Annotated in this window: 20 protein-coding genes; 10 read left to right on the top strand and 10 right to left on the bottom strand. The window is 69.9% G+C overall.

Translation table 11 applies throughout. The annotated features are described in order from the left end of the window. Positions 1-45: 45 nt before the first annotated feature. A complete protein-coding gene (locus EIY87_RS09935) occupies positions 46-627 on the bottom strand; it encodes a TetR/AcrR family transcriptional regulator (protein WP_125307363.1) in 582 nt (193 codons plus the stop codon). A gap of 426 nt (positions 628-1,053) precedes the next feature. Beyond that, on the bottom strand, positions 1,054-1,803 hold the full coding sequence (locus EIY87_RS09930; RefSeq protein WP_125307362.1) for an MBL fold metallo-hydrolase: 750 nt from the start codon (positions 1,801-1,803) through the stop codon (positions 1,054-1,056). A 91-nt stretch (positions 1,804-1,894) separates the two neighbouring features. Between EIY87_RS09930 and EIY87_RS09925 the strand changes: the two genes are divergently transcribed. Next, entirely contained in the window at positions 1,895-2,701 is an 807-nt protein-coding gene (locus EIY87_RS09925) for an exodeoxyribonuclease III (RefSeq protein WP_125307361.1), read from the top strand. Here the strand turns inward: EIY87_RS09925 and EIY87_RS09920 are convergent. Then, complete coding sequence (locus tag EIY87_RS09920) at positions 2,698-3,171, bottom strand: cupin domain-containing protein (RefSeq protein ID WP_125307360.1); 474 nt, start codon at positions 3,169-3,171, stop codon at positions 2,698-2,700. The two genes, EIY87_RS09925 and EIY87_RS09920, sit on opposite strands and share 4 nt — an antisense overlap. Before the next feature lie 82 nt (positions 3,172-3,253). Between EIY87_RS09920 and EIY87_RS09915 the strand changes: the two genes are divergently transcribed. Then, the gene (locus EIY87_RS09915) at positions 3,254-3,754 is read left to right on the top strand and encodes a MarR family winged helix-turn-helix transcriptional regulator (protein WP_125307359.1); all 501 of its coding nucleotides are present in this window, start codon (positions 3,254-3,256) and stop codon (positions 3,752-3,754) included. 57 nt (positions 3,755-3,811) lie between these two features. On the opposite strand, the gene EIY87_RS09910 is transcribed toward EIY87_RS09915, so the two are convergent. Then, a complete protein-coding gene (locus EIY87_RS09910; RefSeq protein ID WP_125307358.1) occupies positions 3,812-4,540 on the bottom strand; it encodes a chitinase in 729 nt (242 codons plus the stop codon). 453 nt (positions 4,541-4,993) lie between these two features. Here EIY87_RS09910 and EIY87_RS09905 point away from each other — a divergent pair, with 453 nt between their 5' ends. The 6 genes from EIY87_RS09905 (at position 4,994) to EIY87_RS09880 (ending at position 9,826) form a co-directional block, all read left to right on the top strand. Further along, positions 4,994-5,338, top strand: a complete 345-nt coding sequence (locus tag EIY87_RS09905) for a hypothetical protein (RefSeq protein WP_191984028.1) — start codon at positions 4,994-4,996, stop codon at positions 5,336-5,338. A gap of 314 nt (positions 5,339-5,652) precedes the next feature. Beyond that, complete coding sequence (trpS, locus tag EIY87_RS09900) at positions 5,653-6,687, top strand: tryptophan--tRNA ligase (RefSeq protein WP_125307356.1); 1,035 nt, start codon at positions 5,653-5,655, stop codon at positions 6,685-6,687. Beyond that, complete coding sequence (locus tag EIY87_RS09895) at positions 6,684-7,172, top strand: ATP-binding protein (RefSeq protein ID WP_125307355.1); 489 nt, start codon at positions 6,684-6,686, stop codon at positions 7,170-7,172. Before trpS ends, EIY87_RS09895 begins: the two co-directional genes overlap by 4 nt. A 45-nt stretch (positions 7,173-7,217) precedes the next feature. After that, positions 7,218-8,228, top strand: a complete 1,011-nt coding sequence (yhjD, locus tag EIY87_RS09890) for an inner membrane protein YhjD (RefSeq protein ID WP_125307354.1) — start codon at positions 7,218-7,220, stop codon at positions 8,226-8,228. A 57-nt stretch (positions 8,229-8,285) separates the two neighbouring features. Continuing rightward, positions 8,286-9,392 carry an acyl-CoA dehydrogenase family protein gene (locus EIY87_RS09885; RefSeq protein ID WP_125307353.1) on the top strand — a complete coding sequence of 369 codons (1,107 nt, stop codon included), beginning with the start codon at positions 8,286-8,288 and terminating at the stop codon, positions 9,390-9,392. Next, positions 9,389-9,826, top strand: coding sequence for a winged helix-turn-helix transcriptional regulator (locus EIY87_RS09880; protein ID WP_125307352.1), 438 nt, complete (start codon positions 9,389-9,391; stop codon positions 9,824-9,826). Before EIY87_RS09885 ends, EIY87_RS09880 begins: the two co-directional genes overlap by 4 nt. Here the strand turns inward: EIY87_RS09880 and EIY87_RS09875 are convergent. After that, positions 9,823-11,070: a D-alanyl-D-alanine carboxypeptidase family protein gene (locus tag EIY87_RS09875; RefSeq protein WP_125307351.1), complete on the bottom strand. Its 1,248-nt coding sequence runs from the start codon at positions 11,068-11,070 to the stop codon at positions 9,823-9,825. The genes EIY87_RS09880 and EIY87_RS09875 overlap by 4 nt on opposite strands. Positions 11,071-11,113: 43 nt before the next feature. Between EIY87_RS09875 and EIY87_RS09870 the strand changes: the two genes are divergently transcribed. Both EIY87_RS09870 and EIY87_RS09865 read left to right on the top strand, forming a co-directional pair. Further along, positions 11,114-11,347 carry an SCO4848 family membrane protein gene (locus EIY87_RS09870; RefSeq protein WP_125307350.1) on the top strand — a complete coding sequence of 78 codons (234 nt, stop codon included), beginning with the start codon at positions 11,114-11,116 and terminating at the stop codon, positions 11,345-11,347. 63 nt (positions 11,348-11,410) lie between these two features. Continuing rightward, the gene (locus tag EIY87_RS09865; protein WP_191984027.1) at positions 11,411-12,808 is read left to right on the top strand and encodes a S8 family peptidase; all 1,398 of its coding nucleotides are present in this window, start codon (positions 11,411-11,413) and stop codon (positions 12,806-12,808) included. A gap of 61 nt (positions 12,809-12,869) precedes the next feature. On the opposite strand, the gene EIY87_RS09860 is transcribed toward EIY87_RS09865, so the two are convergent. The 5 genes from EIY87_RS09860 to sdhC all read right to left on the bottom strand — a co-directional run bounded on the left by EIY87_RS09860 (position 12,870) and on the right by sdhC (position 17,390). After that, on the bottom strand, positions 12,870-13,799 hold the full coding sequence (locus tag EIY87_RS09860) for a hypothetical protein (RefSeq protein WP_191984026.1): 930 nt from the start codon (positions 13,797-13,799) through the stop codon (positions 12,870-12,872). A 188-nt stretch (positions 13,800-13,987) separates the two neighbouring features. After that, positions 13,988-14,758, bottom strand: coding sequence for a succinate dehydrogenase iron-sulfur subunit (locus tag EIY87_RS09855; protein ID WP_125307348.1), 771 nt, complete (start codon positions 14,756-14,758; stop codon positions 13,988-13,990). Further along, positions 14,758-16,512 (bottom strand): succinate dehydrogenase flavoprotein subunit, encoded by a 1,755-nt coding sequence (sdhA, locus tag EIY87_RS09850; RefSeq protein WP_125307347.1) that lies wholly within the window; start codon positions 16,510-16,512, stop codon positions 14,758-14,760. Before sdhA ends, EIY87_RS09855 begins: the two co-directional genes overlap by 1 nt. Positions 16,513-16,531: 19 nt before the next feature. Next, positions 16,532-16,945 (bottom strand): succinate dehydrogenase hydrophobic membrane anchor subunit, encoded by a 414-nt coding sequence (locus EIY87_RS09845; RefSeq protein ID WP_086861783.1) that lies wholly within the window; start codon positions 16,943-16,945, stop codon positions 16,532-16,534. 1 nt (position 16,946) lies between these two features. Continuing rightward, a complete protein-coding gene (gene sdhC, locus EIY87_RS09840) occupies positions 16,947-17,390 on the bottom strand; it encodes a succinate dehydrogenase, cytochrome b556 subunit (RefSeq protein WP_125307346.1) in 444 nt (147 codons plus the stop codon). Positions 17,391-17,672: the final 282 nt, after the last annotated feature.

Below are 17,672 nucleotides of genomic sequence, written 5' to 3'. Positions count from 1 at the left end.
GCACGCCCAGCCCCACGGTGAAGAGGAGCACGGCGAGGATGAAACTCATTTCGGTTCCTGTTCTGCGTAGCTCGCCAGACCCTGGACGAGCATCTTCTTGAGCACTTCGAAGCTTTCGCCGACGTCTTCCGGGCGCCCGAAGCCGCCGGACGCCTCGAGCCCGGCGAACCCGTGGACGGCGGCGCGGATGCACCGCGTCGCGTGCACGGCCCGGCCGTGGTCGAAGCCGAACGGCCGGAGCACGGCGAACACGACCTCGGCGACCGCGTGGGTCGCGCTGCTGAGTTCGGTGTCGGTTTCGTCCGGCGCGGTGACGAGCGCGTGGGTGCGGCGGGGGTATTGCCGCAGGTAGCCGCGGTAGGCATCGGCCAGCGCGGCCACGGCGTCCTCGCCTTCGCGACCGGTTGCGGCGGTCCGGAGGGTGTCGGCCATTTCCTTGACGACGCGGAGGTCGATGAGCCGCCGCAGGTCGGCGAGGTTCTTGACGTGCTTGTAGAGGGACGGTGCGGCGACCCCGGCCCGTTCGGCGACCTTGGCGAGGGTGAGGGCCTCGGGCCCGGCTTCGTCGACGACGGCGATCGCGAGGCTGACGACCGCGTCGGTGGTCAGGCCGGCCCTAGGGGACATCATGGCTACTTTGCATAGCTTTAAAGCTAATGTTCGTAGCTTCGGGCGTCAAGGCCCGGTTTTTGTCGGTGGTGGGTGCTAGAACTGATCACGTCGAAAACCGCAGGTGGCGGCCCATGGTCGCCGGAGAGGGGGGCACCGTCCGGGGACGGGCGACAACTGAATGCGGCACGAGCCGGACGGGACGTCCGCGAGGTCTCCAGGGGGAGTCTCGCGGGCGGCGAGAGCCGGGTCGGTGCGGCGCTGATCGGCGAGGCTGTGATGGCGGGCCCGCGATGGTCGAACCTGGGGAACGCGCTCGGACGGGGGTCGGAGCGCGAGGGGAGATCCTCGATGGACTGCGGTCGGCTGGCCGAGGCGAGAGGGGAGATTTCCGGCGGACTGAGGCCGGCTGGCCGGAGCGCGGGGTGGCGGTCTGGCCCGGCGTCAGAGCACGACCGTGAGGTCTTCCTCCGCGATCAGCACCTCACCACCGAACCCGGCCCGAGCCTCCTCGGCCGCGGCGGCACGATCGGTGCCCGGCCAGAAGTGCGTGAGCAGCAACCGCCGAGCGCCCGCCTTCGCCGCCCAATGGCCGGCTTCGGTGGCGGTCATCAGATAGCGAGGCTCCCCCTCCGCCGGTGGGGTGCGGAGGGTGGCGTCGCAGATGACCAGGTCCGCGTCGCGGCCGAGGTCGGCCAGCAGCGACGAAGGCCCCGTGTCCCCGGTGTACGCCACGGTGAGCCCGGGCGCGGTCAGGCGCACGCCGAAGTTCGGCTGGTGGTGCGGCAGGAGGTACGGCGTGAGGCGGAACGGCCCGACGTCGGCCGGGGTGCCGAGGTCGTGCACGGCGAACACTTCCGTCGGGTGCGGCCGCGGCTCCAGCGCCTCGAGCCGGCGGACGGTGCCGGGCGTGCAGTGCAGCGGCAACCGCGCACCGGGTGGGCCCGTGTAGTGCCAGGCGCGGCCGAGCGCGCTGACGTCGGCGCAGTGGTCCGGGTGCTCGTGCGTCACGACGACGGCGTCCGGCAGCCGGTCCCGGCAGTGCGCGAACAGCCGTGAGGCGGCGCCGTACCCGAGGTCGAGCACGACGCGGAACCCGTTGTGCGAGAGCAGGAATCCGGCGCACGCCCGGCCGGGTTCCGGCCACGCGCCGCAGCTGCCGAGCACGGTCAGGCTGCTCGCGTCGTCGCCCATGCGCGGCAGTCTGGCAGAGCACGTGCGCCGGCGCGGCGCGGTTTTCGCCGACCGGCCCCGATGGTCCGGACGCGGCCGCCCGGCCGGTAGCGTGCGAGGCGTGCTGACCGTCTCCACCGTGAACGTCAACGGCCTGCGTGCCGCCGCCAAGAAGGGCTTCGTCGAGTGGCTCGCCGCCACGAAGGCCGACGTCGTCTGCTGCCAGGAGGTGCGCGCCACCGCGGACCAGCTCCCGGCGTCGGTCGTCGCGCCCGAAGGGTGGTTCACCGCGCACGCGCCGTCGGCGGTCAAGGGACGCAACGGTGTCGCCGTGTACAGCCGCGTCGAGCCGGACGAGGTGCGCGTCGGCTTCGGCGAGCCCGAGTTCGAGGACAGCGGGCGCTACCTCGAGGTCCACCTGCCCGGTGTCGTCGTCGCAAGCCTCTACCTGCCCAGCGGGGACGTCGGCACCGAGCGCCAGGACGAGAAGGAACGCTTCATGGCCGCGTTCCTGCCCTACCTCGTCGAGCTGCGGGCGAAGGCCGCCGCGGCCGGGCGCGAGGCCGTCGTCGTGGGGGACTGGAACATCGCCTACGACACGATCGACCTCAAGAACTGGCGCGGCAACCGCAAGAACTCCGGCTTCCTGCCGGAGGAACGCGAGTGGCTCGGCCGGGTCTACACCGAGGCGGGCTACACCGACGTCCAGCGCCGGCTCGACCCCGAGGGCCCCGGCCCCTACACCTGGTGGTCCTACCGCGGCCAGGCCTTCGACAACGACTCCGGCTGGCGCATCGACTGCCAGCTCGCGACGCCGGGGCTCGCCGAGAAGGTCGTCGAAGTCGTCGTCGAACGCGCGGCCGCGTACGACCAGCGCTGGTCGGACCACGCGCCGGTCACCGCCACCTACGACATCTAGGCCGCGCGGGCCGCGCGCCAGGCCGCGCTGTCCACGAAGTGGTTGTCGAACCGCTCCTGCGTCGCCAGGATCTCCGCCGGTGACGCCTCGCCCCGGCGGATCCGGTCGATCATCCGGAAGTACTCGAAGCGCTCGACGCCGGGCGTGAACACGATCAGCACGTCCGCGCCCGAGCGCGCGGTCGCGCCGAACGCGTGGGTGGTGTGCGGCGGCACGAACAGCATGTCGCCGGTCCGCACCGTCACGATGTCGTCGCCGTTCAGCACGTCCAGCTCCCCGTCCAGCATGAAGAACATCTCGGCCGACGAGGTGTGGAAGTGCGGGGTCGCGCCGTCGCGCCCGCGGCCGAGGCACGCGCGGTTCGTGCTCAGGTGCCCGTCCGTCTGCGAGACGTCCGCGAGCAGGGTCATCGTGTCGGGGGTCGAGCCGAGCTGCTCGGCTTCGTCGTGGCGTACCAGCAATGTCGTCATGCCCTCGATGGTTCCACGCCTGATAGTTCGCTGTCAAACTATCAGGCGACGAATAGTGCTGGCGTCGAATAGAGTGGGTCCGGTGAGTGACGAAGACGCCGTCGACGCCGTCGTGTCGGCTTGGCACCGTGAACGCCCCGACCTCGACCTGACCGCCATCGGCGTCGCCGGCCGGATGGGCCGGCTGGCGCTCGTGCTCGGCCCGGCCCAGGAGCGCGTGTTCGGGAAGTTCGGCCTGCAGCGCGGGGAGTTCGACGTCCTGGCGGCGCTGCGCCGGTCCGGGCGGCCCTACACGCTGATCCCGTCCGAGCTGTCCGCGACGCTGATGATGTCCCGCGCCGGCATGACGAGCCGCCTCGACCGGCTGGAGAAAGCGGGCTTCGTCGAGCGCGCGCTCGACCCGAACGACCGCCGCAGCTTCCGCATCCGCTTGACGGACAAGGGTTTCGACGCCGTCGACGCCGCGATGACCGAGCACACCGCGAACGTCTCCGAGCTCCTTTCCGGACTGTCCGGAAAGGAGCTCGGCCTGCTGGACGACGTCCTGCGCAAGCTGCTGGGGTACCTCGATCCCCAGCCGTGATCGCGAAAAGGGCCTCCCCGGCACGGTGCCGGGAAGGCCCTTCTCGCCGCGCCCGGCTCAGCAGGACAGGTTGTTCCCGGCCGGGACCCCGAGGATCCCGGTGATCTGCGTGTACTTGTCGATCCGGCTCTGCACCTGGGCGGGGTTGCCGCCGTTGCACTCGATGGACCCGTTGATGCTGCGGATGGTCTCGCCGAACCCGCGCTGGTTGACCATCGCGTCGTGCGGCGTCATGGTGCCCGGCCCGGTCTGGGTGTTCCAGTACCAGAGCCCGGTCTTCCACGCGACGGCCGAGTTCTGCTCGACCTGGTACGGGTTGCCGAGCAGGTCGATGCCGAGCGCGTCGCCGGCGGCCTTGTAGTTGAAGTTCCAGCTGAGCTGGATGGGGCCGCGGCCGTAGTAGGCGGCCTGGCCGGCCGGGCAGCCGTAGGACTGGCTCGCGTCGCAGTAGTGCGGGTAGTTGGCGGTGTTCTGCTCGACGATGTAGACGAGGCCGCCGGTTTCGTGGTTGACGTTCGCCAGGAACGCCGCCGCTTCCTGCTTCTTGACCGTGTCGTCGCCGGTGTTGGCGAAGCCGGGGTAGGCCGACAGCGCGTCGGTGAGGCCGCTGTAGGAGTAGAAGCTGTTGCGGTTGGGGAAGATCTGGTCGAACTGGGCTTCGCTGACGACGAACGAGGCGTCCGCCGCGGCGGACGCGGTGGTCGCCGGGAGCACGACGGCGCCGGCCGCCGCGGCGAGCGCGCTCACCGCCACTCCGGTGCGCTTCAAGAACCGGGTAATCGACATTCAGACTCCTCTTGATCACGCCGGTCGTGCGCGGTCCGACCGAGCCGAACGGGCTACTCCAAGAGGTATAGACCAATCACTATCGAGTGAAAAGTTTTCCGAATAAGACGACGCGATCGGAGCATCGGCCGCTGCGTCGAATGGCAGAGTGTGAGCCGATCTTGCGATGAACGGGTGACGGCCATGCGGACACGGACCGGCCAAGCTCTACTTTGAGTACGAGCGTTCCGTCCTCCGCAACACCCACTTGGGCGGTTGGGGTGAACCACAGGGGTGCCGGGGCCGTGTTATCGGTTGGGCGCTAGTCTCAGCCCCCGAGTCGATCGGACCCTCGGGTCTTGACACGCTCGGTAGCTTTTTGACCAGCAACACGCAGCGTCTCACTCGGATGGGTGAGCGTTTCGCTCGTCAATCGCGGGAGGCACTCCGGTGCGCAACCCAGGTCATCTCCTGTTGCGGTCCACGCTGCGCGCGGCCGCGGTGGTCGCGCTCGTCCCGGCCGCCCTGCTCGTCGCGGGCGGCGGCAGCGCGTTCGCCGACGTCACGACGACCGCCCAGGCCGAAACGACCGCGGAGAGCTTCGGCGTGCTGGGCCCGGTGGGCCTGGTCGCGGTCGCGCTCGGCATCGTCGGCATGACCCTGGGCGTGCTGCGCCAGCGCCGCAAGAACCGAGTCGCCGAGGCCGCCCCGGCCACCCCCGAAACCCCCGGCCCGGTCACGGCCATGGCGGAAGCCGTCCTCGGCGAGCCCGACGCCACGCCGACCCGCCCGTTCCTCACCCAGCACCCGCACGCCTGACCCACCGGCGCCGCACGTCGCGTGCCCGCTCAGCTGATGTGCGGCACCGCCGGGGCCCGGCGCCCCACGCCGTTGTCGCTGTGGCACCCGCTTGGGCCGGAGCTGTTCCTGCTTTGCTCGACACCCGCACGCCGGGCCGCTCGCGCGCGTCCGCCCGGCTGATGAGCCGCGCCACCGGAGCCCGGTCCGCGTGCGACCGACCCGCCTGCTTCCACCCGGCATGTCGGGGTTGCTCGCGCCCGGCCCAGGCACCGACCGGGGCGCCGAAGGGCCCTCGCCGTCCGCGCTTCGACCCAGCCTGAAAGAATCTCCGCGTGTCCGAAGAGCAGACCGTCGCAGCCGCACGCCGTCCGCGGGTCCTGTCCGGGATCCAGCCGACCGCTGACTCGTTCCACCTCGGGAACTACCTCGGTGCCCTGCGCCAGTGGGTGCGGATGCAGGACACGCACGAGACCTTCTACTGCGTGGTCGACCTGCACGCGATCACCGTCGAGCAGGATCCGAAGGTGCTGCGGCAGCGCACCCGGGTCTCCGCCGCGCAGCTGCTCGCCATCGGGATCGACCCGCGGCGCAGCGCCCTGTTCGTGCAGAGCCACGTGCCCGAGCACGCGCAGCTGAGCTGGGTCCTCGAGTGCCAGACCGGGTTCGGCGAGGCCGGCCGGATGACGCAGTTCAAGGACAAGTCCGCCAAGCAGGGCTCCGACCGCTCCAGCGTCGGCCTCTTCACCTACCCGATCCTGCAGGCCGCGGACATCCTGCTCTACCAGGCCGACGCCGTCCCGGTCGGCGAAGACCAGCGGCAGCACCTGGAGCTCACCCGCGACCTCGCGCAGCGCTTCAACAACCGCCTCGGCAAGACGTTCGTCGTGCCCGAGCCGTTCATCATCAAGGACACCGCGAAGATCTACGACCTGCAGGACCCGACGAGCAAGATGAGCAAGTCGGCGTCCACCGCGAACGGGCTCGTCGAGCTGCTCGAAGACCCGAAGCGCTCGGCGAAGAAGATCCGCTCGGCGGTCACCGACACCGGCCGCGAGGTCAAGTTCGACGCCGAGAACAAGGCCGGCGTCTCGAACCTGCTGTCCATCTACTCCGCACTCACCGAGCGGACGATCGCCGACCTCGAAGCCGCCTACGAAGGCAAGGGTTACGGCGATCTGAAGAAGGACCTCGGCGAGGTGTTCGTCGAGTGGGTCACGCCGATCCAGGAGCGCGTCAAGTCCTATTTGGACGATTTCGCCGAGCTGGACAAGGTCCTCGCCGCCGGTGCCGAACGCGCCCGCGAGGTGGCGGCGAAGACGCTGGCCAAGACCTACCAGCGGATCGGGTTCCTGCCGCCGGTGCGGTGAAGCTGCTCCTGCTCAACGGCCCGCCGGGCAGCGGCAAGTCGACGCTCGCCCGGCGCTACGCCGACGACCACCCGCCCGCTCTGGCGCTGGACGTCGACCGCCTTCGCGCGATGGTCGGCGGCTGGCGCGCCCAACCGGGCCCGGCCGGGCTGCTGGCCCGAGACATCGCCGTGGCCGCCGCCCGTACGCACCTGACCGCAGGTCACGACGTCGTGGTGCCCCAGCTGCTGGTCCGCCCGGGGTTCGCCGAACGCCTCGAAGCGCTGGCCCGCGAAACGGGCGCCGAGTTCCACGAGTTCGTGCTCCTCCCCGGCCGCGACGTGGCCCGGCGCCGCTTCGAGGCGCGCGACTCGGAAGTCGAGACGGCCACCCCGCTGACCGCCGCCGAGCTGGACCGGAGCTACGCGGCCGTCGAGGCGTTCGCCGTGAGCCGCGGCGCGCACGTCGTGGACGGCTACGACGCCCTGCGAACCTCCCTCGCCTGAACCGCTCGCGTTGCAGGAGTCACCCGGCGTGGTTAGCGTTTTACAGTGCCGAACGAAGAGAAGGAAAAGCTCCTGCCGCGCCTGCGCAGGAAGTACCCGTGGCTCGATCACCTGATCCGCGCCAACGACGCCTTCACCGAGCGGTACGGCAACCACTACGCCGCCGCGATCACCTACTTCAGCGTGCTGTCGGTGTTCCCGCTGTTCATGGTCGCGTTCGCCGTCGTGGGGCTGGTGGTCAACCACGACCAGACGATCATCACCAAGATCACCGACGGCGTGAACAACGCCGTCCCCGAGGGCCTTCGCGAGCTGGTGAACGGCATCGTCAAGGGCGCGCTCGACTCCGGCGGCACGATCGGTGTCTTCGGCCTGCTCATCGCCCTCTACTCCGGCATCGGCTGGATGTCGAACCTCCGCGACGCGCTCACCGCGCAGTGGGGCCAGGAAAAGCAGGCGCAGCCGCTCGTCAAGCAGACGCTCAAGGACCTCGTCGCGCTCGTCGGCCTCGGGGTCGCGCTCATCGTTTCGTTCGCGCTGACCGCCGTCGGAGGCGGGGTCGGGCAGTTCCTGCTCGAACTGGTCGGGCTCGAACACGAAACCTGGGCGATCTACCTGCTCCGCGGGGCGACGATCGTGCTCGGCCTGCTCGCCAACACCCTCGTCTTCCTCTGGGTGATCGCGCGGCTGCCGCGGGAGCGGGTCGCGCTGCGCAGCGCCGTCAAGGGTGCCGTGGTCGCCGCGATCGGGTTCGTCGTCCTGCAGCAGGTCGGGTCGATCTACCTGGCCAGCGTCACGAAGTCGCCGTCGGCCGCGCTGTTCGGGCCGGTCATCGGTCTGCTCGTGTTCGCGAACCTCGTCTCGCGCTTCCTGCTGCTCATCACGGCGTGGACCGCGACGGCGAAGGAGAACCAGCACAAGGTCGTCCAGCCCCCGCCGCCGGTGCTGCTGGAGCAGAACGTGACGGTGCAGCGCGGGCCGGGCCTCGGGGCCGTCGCGGGCGCGTTCGGCGCCGGCGCGCTGCTCGCGTGGTTCGGGGGCCGCCGCAAGCCTTGACAGCGGGCTGGGCGGTAAAGAAACTGAACCGGTAAGAAATCTGAACCGGGAGGTTTCGTGCTGGACGCCGCCCGCGAGTGCGCCGCGCTCGCCAAGACGCTCGCGCCGGTCACAGAGCGGGAGCGCGCACTGCCTGCCGAGCTCGTCGCGAAGCTGACCGACGCCCAGCTCCTGCGCAGCGGCGTACCCGGTTACCTCGGCGGGCCCGAAGCGCCGCCCGCGGTGAGCCTCGAGACCGCCGAGACGGTCGCGCGCGGCGACGCGTCGGCCGGCTGGTGCGTCTCGATCGCCGTCACGAGCAGCCTGCTGTCGGCGTATGCGCCGCGAAAGTGCGCCGAAGAGGTCTTCGGCGACCCGCGCACCGTCGCCGCCGGGGTCTGGGCGCCGCGCGGCACCGGCGAACGGGTCGACGGCGGGTACGTCGTGTCCGGCCGGTGGGCGTTCTGCAGCGGGATCCCGCACTGCGACTGGCTTTTCGCCGGGTTCGTCCACGAAGGACAGCTCTACGTCGCCGCGTTCCCCAAGGCCGAGATCACCGTGCTCGACACGTGGCACACGAACGGCTTGCGTGGCACCGGCAGTCACGACTGCGTTGCCGATGCGGTGTTCGTCCCGGAGCACCGCGTCTTCTCGGTGATGGGCGGCCCACCGCCGGAAGCCGTTGCGCTGCACCGGTTCCCGCTCTTCGGCTACTTCGCGCTGTCGGTCGCCGCGGCCGCGCTGGGCAACGCGCGCGGCGCGATCGACGACCTCGTCGAGCTGGCCGTCACCCGGAAACCGCTGGGCTCCAGCCGGTCGCTGGCCGAGCGGGCGCAGACCCAGGCGTCCGTCGCGGAGGCCGAAGCGGCGCTGCGCGCGGCGAGGCTGCTCTTCTACCGCAGCATCGACGACGCCTGGCAGGCCGCGCAGGGCACCGAACCGGTGCCGGACGCGCTCAAGGTGGGCCTCCGGCTCGCCGCCACGCACGTCACGCGCACGGCCGCGAAGGTCGCGGAAAGCATGTACGACCTCGGCGGCGGCGCCGCGATCTACGAGACTTCGCCGCTGCAGCGCCGGTTCCGCGATGCCCACACCGCCACCGCCCACTTCCAGGTGAACCCCGCCAGCTTCGAGCTGCCGGGCAAGCTGCTGCTGGGCGTCCCGGCCCGGACGGAGCAGCTGTGACCGACCTCGGCCACCGGTTCACCGCGGACTCGGTCGGGCGCGCGCTCGACCTGGTCGGCGAGCGGTGGAGCCTGCTCATCCTGCGGGAGGCGTTCTTCGGCGTGCGCCGCTACGGCGAGTTCGCGCGCACGCTTTCGATCCCGCGCCCGACGTTGTCCGCCCGGCTGAAGACCCTCGTCGACGCGGGTGTGCTCGACCGCGTCGACCCGGTGCCCGAATACCGGCTGACCGCGGCCGGGCGCGACCTCTTCGGCGCGGTCGTCACGCTCATGCAGTGGGGCGACCGGCACCTCGCCGGGCCGGAGGGGCCGCCGATCCTGTTGCGGCACAACGACTGCGGCGAGATCGCCGAGACGTTCGTCGCCTGCGGGCACTGCGGTGGCGCGATCGCGACCGACCGGGTGACCCCGGAACCCGGGCCCGGGTTCCGCTAGCTCGCGGCCTTCTTGCGCTGGTGCCCGACGGCGAACCCGCCGACGATGATCAGGAACACGACCAGCGTGATGATCCAGCCGGTGACGCCGAACGGGTCGTCCTTGGCCGCCGCGGCCGAGGACGTCGTGCCGCTGTTGCTCGTGCCGCCGTCGGTCAGCACCGACGGGTCGCTGCCGGGCGCGTCGGCCGACGGCGCCTGGTAACTGATCTGCCCGACCGGCTCGGCGCGGTCGTCTTCCAGCGCGAAGCCGTAGTCGAGCAGCTTCGCCGCCTGGTCGACGACCTTCGTCGGCTTCTGCTCGGCGCGCAGCATCACGACCGCGAGCCGCTTGCCCTTGCGCTGCGCGGAGCCGACGTAGGTGTGGCGGGCGTCGTCGGTGAAGCCGGTCTTGCCGCCGAGGAAGCCGGGGTAGACGCCGAGCAGCTTGTTGTCGTTGAACACCGGGATCGCGGGCTTGCCGCCGGTCGGCGGGATCTCGAAGTTCTTCGTCGCGACGACCCGCGCGAACTCGGGCTGCTTCATCGCGTAGTGGAAGATCAGGCTGAGGTCGTAGGCCGAGGTCGACATGCCCGGCCCGTCGAGCCCCGACGGCGTCGCGGCCCGCGTGTCCAGCGCGCCGATGCGGGCCGCCAGCGCGTTCATCTTCGCCACCGTCGAGTCGACCCCGCCGAGCGCCGTGGCCAGCGCGTGCGCGACGTCGTTGCCCGAGTGCATCAGCAGGCCGTGGAGCAGCTGGTCGACCGTGTACTGGCCGCCGGCGGCGAGGCCGACGCAGGTGCACTCCTGCTCGGCGTCCTCCTTCGTCGCGACGAGCACCTGCTGCGGGTTCAGCTGGGTGACGACGACGAGCGCGAGCAGCGTCTTGATCAGCGACGCCGGCCGCTGCCGGGCGTGCGGGTCCTTCGCCGCGATGACCGCGCCGCTGTCGAGGTCCTGCACCACCCAGGACGCTGCGGTGTTGCCGTCCGGCGGGTTGAGCGCGCCGTCCGGGGTGATCAGGCCGCACTCGGCCATCCGCGGGCCGCCGACCGGGGTGGCGGGCACGGCCAGCGGCGCCGGGGCCTGCTTGCCGGGCGCGGGCTTCTCCGACGTGTCGACCGGCGGCGGGGGAGCGAGGTGGTTGGCGCACTGGCCCTGCTGCTGCGGCGCCGCGCCGGCGGCGACCGGGGTGCCCAGGGCCAGGAGGGCGGCGGCGAGCGTCGTCGTGAAGACCTTGAGCGACCGGGAGACAGCGGAGTGCACCCACGCAATCTAGCGCCGCGGCCGTCGGCGCATACTCAGGGGCATGCGCCTTTCCCGACGAACCTCGCTGTTCCTGCTGGCCTTCGGCGTGTGGTCGTGGATCATCTGGATCACGTTCGCCAAGAACCTGTGGGAGAGCGACCGCGCCTGGGCGCCCGACGGCTCGCCGACCGCGTACTTCGTCGTGCACGCGGTGCTGACCGTCGTCTCGTTCGTGCTGGGCACGATCATCGGCGTCCTGGGCTGGCGCGGCGTGCGTGCGCGGCCGTCCTCCTGACTTTGGTCGGTGGCGCGCGCTCCGGGGCCGGTTTAGGTTGACGCCACCGACTCTGGAGGTGGAATGTCCCGTTTACGCCGAATGGCGGCCCCGCTCGTGCTCGCCGTCGGGGGCGGCCTGTTCGCGGCGGCGCCGGCCGCGGAGGCCGCGCCGGTCACCTGCGACACGACGAGCACGCCGTACACCTACGTGGTGACGTACCAGCCGGGCACGCGCGCGTCGGCCGTCGACAAGGAGCTGGCGGCCAAGTGCGGCACGAAGGTCGCGTACTACGCCGAGATCGGCGTCGCGATCGCCAGCTCGCGCAACGCGGACTTCCAGCAGAAGATCGGCGTCTACCGGGCCTACTCGGGCGGCAAGGACGTGGCTTCCCAGGGCGGCGCCGCAGCTCGCTCGCTGGGCGCGGTCCGGACGCTGGAGGACACGCGTTCGGTGGCCGCCGCGGGTGACCTGTCGGCGCAGCAGTGGGACATGAAGGCGATCCACGCGCCCGAGGCGAACAAGATCTCCCAGGGCAGCTCCTCGGTGACCGTCGGCGTGCTCGACTCGGGCATCGACGCGACGCACCCGGCCCTTCGCAACGCCGTCTCCGCGTCGTCGTCGGCCGGATGTGTGAGCGGCGCGCCGGACCTCACGCCGGCCTCGTGGGCCCCGACGACGTCCGACCACGGAACGCACGTGGCGGGCACGATCGCGGGCAAGGACCCGGCGGCGGGCTTCACGGGCATCGCCCCGGGCGTGCGCCTGGCGTCGGTGAAGGTCGTGAACGACGACGGCTACATCTTCCCGGAGTCGGCGGTCTGCGGCTTCGTGTGGGCGGCCAAGCACGGCTTCCAGGTGACGAACAACAGCTACTACATCGACCCGGGCATGTTCTTCTGCTCCCGCGAACCGGGCGACGCGGCGGCGTACGAAGCGGTCCGGCGCGCGATCGAGTTCTCGACCCACCACGGCGTCCTGAATGTCTCGGCGGCGGGCAACTCGGGCTTCGATACTCGTACGCAGACAACCGATCCGAACCGGCCCCACCCGGTGGACTCGACCTGCGGCATCCTCCCGAAGGCGATCGACGGCGTGGTGACGGTGTCTTCGGTGGGCTACGCGGGCACGAAGTCGTCGTTCAGCAACTACGGCTCCATCGATGTCACGGCTCCCGGTGGAGACTTCTCGCAGACGCCCCCGGACGGCGCCGGCCCGGCCTGCCCCCTGTCGACAACGGTGTTCGGCGGCCTGTACGGCTCGAAGTGCGGCACATCGATGGCCTCCCCGCACGCCGCGGGCGTCGCGGCGCTGCTGGCATCGAAGTTCCGCGGGGCACCGCCGTCGTTCATCGCCCGGCTCCTGGAGGGCGAGGCGGACGTGGTGAAGTGCGCGTCGACGGAAACGGAGTGCACGGGCCCGGCGAAGAACAACTCGTACTACGGCCACGGCCTGGTCAACGCCCTGGACGCGGTGCGCTAACCAATTGCCGTGAAGGCCTCCTTACCGGGCAAAAATGCCGGTAAGGAGGCCTTCACGGCATTTAGGCCGTCTGAGCCAGGTGGACGGACGGGCGTGGGCTCGCATGGGCTGTGCGATAGGCCTTGTCCAACATGGCCATGACGCCGGTGGGATCGCGGGTGAGGTCGGCAGGCAGGGATTGGACGACCGAGATCCCGGCTGCCGCGTATCTCGTGTTCCGCTCCAGCGTGCGGGCGTAGTCGGTGCGGGCGAAGTGAAATTCGAACGAGTCGATCTCCCAGGCGAGGCCGACGTCGTCCCACCACGCGTCGGGACAAGCGATGTACTGGCCGGTGGCGTCGTAGAGATTGACGTTCCAGTGACTCGGCGGCACCGCCAGGCGATCGCTCAGGGCCTTTGCCCGCACTTCGGCCATCGATCGGACGTCCGTCCAGTCGGTCAGCAGTCGTCGCGCAACCGCAGTTCCCCGTTGCGTTCCGGCGTTCAACTCCCACAGCAGTGCGGCAGGTGCGCACCGACCGCGCTGGATCGCTTCGATCAGCAGCCGGGTGCTCTGTTCCAGGTCTTGGAGCCGGCGCACCGCGTCCGTCGTGGAACGGACCAGCGGAGCGAGCGGAAAGCCGTTCCGGACCACCGGAGCCGGCAGCCGCAGCGTGCGTTCGATGGTGACGAAACCGGTGCTGCGGACCTTGCGCTGGTGGGGAATCAGCAGATGCAGATCGTCTGTCGGCAGCTGAGCTGCTCGCAGGCCGTGGCGTCGGCACGCTTCCGTGCCGGTTATCTGCGCACCGGCTCCGGCGTAGAGCAACGCTGCCGTGGCGGGCTGATCCGCGGTCGGTTCGTTGTTGTGGAGCAGGATTATGCCGGGGAGCAGCCGTCGCCACGGCCCGCCGGGAAGGCACCGGCGGTAGATGGTCTTGCTGTCGATCCCGGCGGATTCCAGATCCGCGGCCCGCGCGACACCGTTGTGGCTCCGTTCGCGGAGCGACAACAGATGACTCGCGCGTCTTCCTTGTCTCGGCACCGTCCCATCGTCCTGACCAAGGCCCACGGGGCACCAGCCCCAACTCACCAGCCTGTGGACAACCGCCCCGTTGTGGATAACTGCCGAAAGCCGTGAAGGCCTCCTTCCCAGGCAAAAATGCCGGTAAGGAGGCCTTCACGGATCTTCGCGGAGCGTCAGACGCGCTTGAACAGCAGGGCGCGCTTCACTTCCTGGATCGCCTTTGTCACCTGGATGCCGCGCGGGCACGCGTCCGTGCAGTTGAACGTCGTCCGGCAGCGCCAAACACCTTCACCATCGTTCAGGATGTCCAGCCGCTCCTCCGCCCCCTCATCCCGGGAGTCGAAGATGAACCGGTGGGCGTTCACGATCGCCGCGGGCCCGAAGTACGAGCCGTCGTTCCAGTACACCGGGCACGACGACGTGCAGCACGCGCACAGGATGCACTTGGTCGTGTCGTCGAACCGGTCCCGGTCCGCCTGCGACTGGATCCGCTCGCGCGTCGGCTCGTTGCCGTACGTGATCAGGTACGGCTTGATCGCGCGGTACGCCTCGAAGAACGGGTCCATGTCGACGTAGAGGTCCTTCAACGTCGTCAGGCCCTTGATCGGGGCGATCGTGATCGTCGTCTGCTTGCCGTCCTTCGACAGCAGGTCCTTCATCAGGACCTTGCAGGCCAGGCGGTTGATGCCGTTGATCTGCATCGCGTCGGACCCGCACACGCCGTGCGCGCACGAGCGGCGGAACGAGAACGTCCCGTCGATGTAGTCCTTGACGTAGAACAGCAGGTTCAGCAGCCGGTCGGTGCGCTGCGCCGGGACGTCGTAGGACTCCCAGTGCGGCTCGGTGTCGACCTCCGGGTTGAACCGGAGGATCTTCAGCGTGACCGTGATCGGGGTGTGGTCCGAGTCCGAAGAAGCAGCAGGAGCTTCGGCAACGCTAGTCATCAGTACTTCCGCTCCATCGGCTCGTAGCGGGTGAAGGTGACCGGCTTGTAGTCCAGCCGGATGTCGGACGACAGACCCGTGCCCTGCTTGTAGGCCATGGTGTGCCGCATGAAGTTCGTGTCGTCGCGGTTCGGGTAGTCCTCGCGGGCGTGGCCGCCGCGGGACTCCTTGCGGGCCAGGGCGCCGACCACCAGGACCTCGGCCAGCTCCAGCAGGAAGCCCAGCTCGACGGCCTCGAGGAGGTCGGTGTTGTAGCGCTTGCCCTTGTCCGACACGGTGATCCGCTGGTACCGCTCCTTCAGCGCCTGGACGTCGGTCAGCGCCTGCTTCAGCGTGTCCTCGGTCCGGTACACCGACGCGTGCGAGTCCATCGTCTGCTGCATTTCCTTGCGGATGTCGGCGACGCGCTCGTCGCCGTGCTCCGACAGCAGGCCCGCGAGCTGCTCCTCGACCAGCGCGGTCGGGTTCTCCGGCAGCTCGACGTGCTCGTGCGCCAGCGCGTACTCCGCGGCCGCGATACCGGCGCGGCGGCCGAACACGTTGATGTCGAGCAGCGAGTTCGTGCCCAGGCGGTTCGAGCCGTGCACGGACACGCACGCGACCTCGCCCGCCGCGTACAGACCCGGGATGACGTTCTCGTTGTCCCGCAGCGCTTCGCCGTGCACGTTGGTCGGGATCCCGCCCATCACGTAGTGGCAGGTCGGGAACACCGGCACCGGCTCCTTCACCGGGTCGACGCCCAGGTAGGTGCGCGAGAACTCGGTGATGTCCGGCAGCTTGGTCTCGAGGACCTCCACCGGCAGGTGCGTGACGTCCAGGACGACGTAGTCCTTGTTCGGGCCGCACCCGCGGCCCTGCAGCACTTCCTGCACCATCGAGCGCGCCACGATGTCGCGCGGCGCGAGGTCCTTGATGGTGGGGGCGTAGCGCTCCATGAACCGCTCGCCGGAGGCGTTGCGCAGGATCCCGCCCTCGCCGCGGACGGCTTCCGAGATCAGGATCCCCAGGCCCGCGAGGCCGGTCGGGTGGAACTGGAAGAACTCCATGTCCTCCAGCGGCAGGCCCTTGCGGAAGATGATGCCGAGGCCGTCACCGGTGAGGGTGTGCGCGTTCGACGTCGTCTTGAAGATCTTGCCCGCGCCGCCGGTGGCGAACACGATCGACTTCGCCTGGAAGACGTGCAGCTCGCCGGTGGCCAGCTCGTAGGCGACGACGCCGGAGGCGACCGGGTTGCCGTTCTCGTCCTCGGACAGGATCAGGTCGAGCACGTAGAACTCGTTGAAGAACTCCGTGCCGTACTTGACGCAGTTCTGGTACAGCGTCTGCAGGATCATGTGACCGGTGCGGTCCGCGGCGTAGCAGGCGCGGCGCACCGCGGCCTTGCCGTGGTCACGCGTGTGCCCGCCGAAGCGGCGCTGGTCGATCTTGCCCTCGGGCGTGCGGTTGAACGGCAGGCCCATCTTCTCCAGGTCGAGCACCGCGTCGATGGCCTCCTTGGCCATGATCTCCGCGGCGTCCTGGTCGACGAGGTAGTCGCCGCCCTTGACCGTGTCGAAGGTGTGCCACTCCCAGTTGTCCTCTTCGACGTTCGCCAGCGCGGCGCACATGCCGCCCTGGGCCGCGCCGGTGTGGGACCGGGTCGGGTAGAGCTTGGTGAGGACCGCGGTGCGGGCGCGCTGGCCGGACTCGATGGCCGCGCGCATCCCGGCGCCGCCGGCGCCGACGATCACCACGTCGTACTTGTGGAACTGCATGGTGGGAGGTCTCCGGGGGTCAGTTCGCGGGCATGTTCGGGTCGAAGGTGAAGATCACCATCGTGCCGACGGCCAGGATCAGCACCATCGAGACGTACAGCACGATCTTCAGCCAGAACCGCGTGCTGTCCTTGCGCGCGTAGTCGTCGATGATGGTGCGCAGGCCGTTGCCGCCGTGGATCTCGGCGAGCCAGAGCATGGCCAGGTCCCAGAACTGCCAGAACGGCGAAGCCCAGCGGCCGGCGACGAAGCCCCAGTTGATCCGGTGCACACCGCCGTCGAGGATGTTCATGATCAGCAGGTGGCCGAGCACCAGGATGACCAGCGCCAGGCCGGAGATCCGCATGAACAGCCAGCTGTAGAGCTCGAAGTTGCTCCGGCGCGCGGCGGGGCGCTTCGGCGCGCGCGGGTTCGCGAGGGCGAGGTCGGCCATGTCAGTTACCCCCGAAGAGCGTTTCGGCGGTGCGCTTCAGCATGAAGAAGGCACCGGGGACCATCACGACGACCCAGACCACGCCGATGACCCACAGCATCGCCTTCTGCAGCTTCGGGCCCTTCGACCAGAAGTCGACCAGCATGACGCGGATGCCGTTCAGCGCGTGGAAGAGGACCGCGCCGACGAGGCCGACCTCGAGGAGGTTCACGATCGGCGTCTTGTAGGTCTCGATGACCTGGTCGTAGGTGTTCGGCGACACGCGCACGAGCGCGGTGTCGAGCACGTGCACGAACAGGAAGAAGAATGTGAGCACGCCGGTGATGCGGTGCAGCACCCAGGACCACATGCCGGGGTCGCCCCGGTAGAAGGTTCCCTGCCGGCGTGAGGCACCCGCCCGATCGCTCGCCCCTGCCGAGGTGGCAGTGCTCGCCGTGGTGGACATCGGTGAACGGCCTCCAACGTCTGACTGTGTGCCCGGTGGCCGTGAGGTCCGCAGTCGCCGTGTGCGTACGAGCTTGCCGAAGTCAACGTCATCGAGCGTGGATGAATCGGATGCTAGACCCGCCCCGGACGGACGGCTCACCTCCGGGTTCCTCTCTGTGATGGACCAGACACCTGGGTGTGCACCGGTTGTGGCCGCCGTCACAGCATGAGGGGTCCACTGTGGACGCATCGCGTCGGCTCGCTCGTCCGGCTGACGCCCGATCGGGCGGCGAGCAGCTGA

Origin of the sequence: Amycolatopsis eburnea, assembly GCF_003937945.1 — a bacterium.
Lineage (GTDB): Bacteria > Actinomycetota > Actinomycetes > Mycobacteriales > Pseudonocardiaceae > Amycolatopsis > Amycolatopsis eburnea.
Note: the sequence above shows the minus strand (reverse complement) of the source record. Positions and strands in the feature narration are given on the sequence as shown.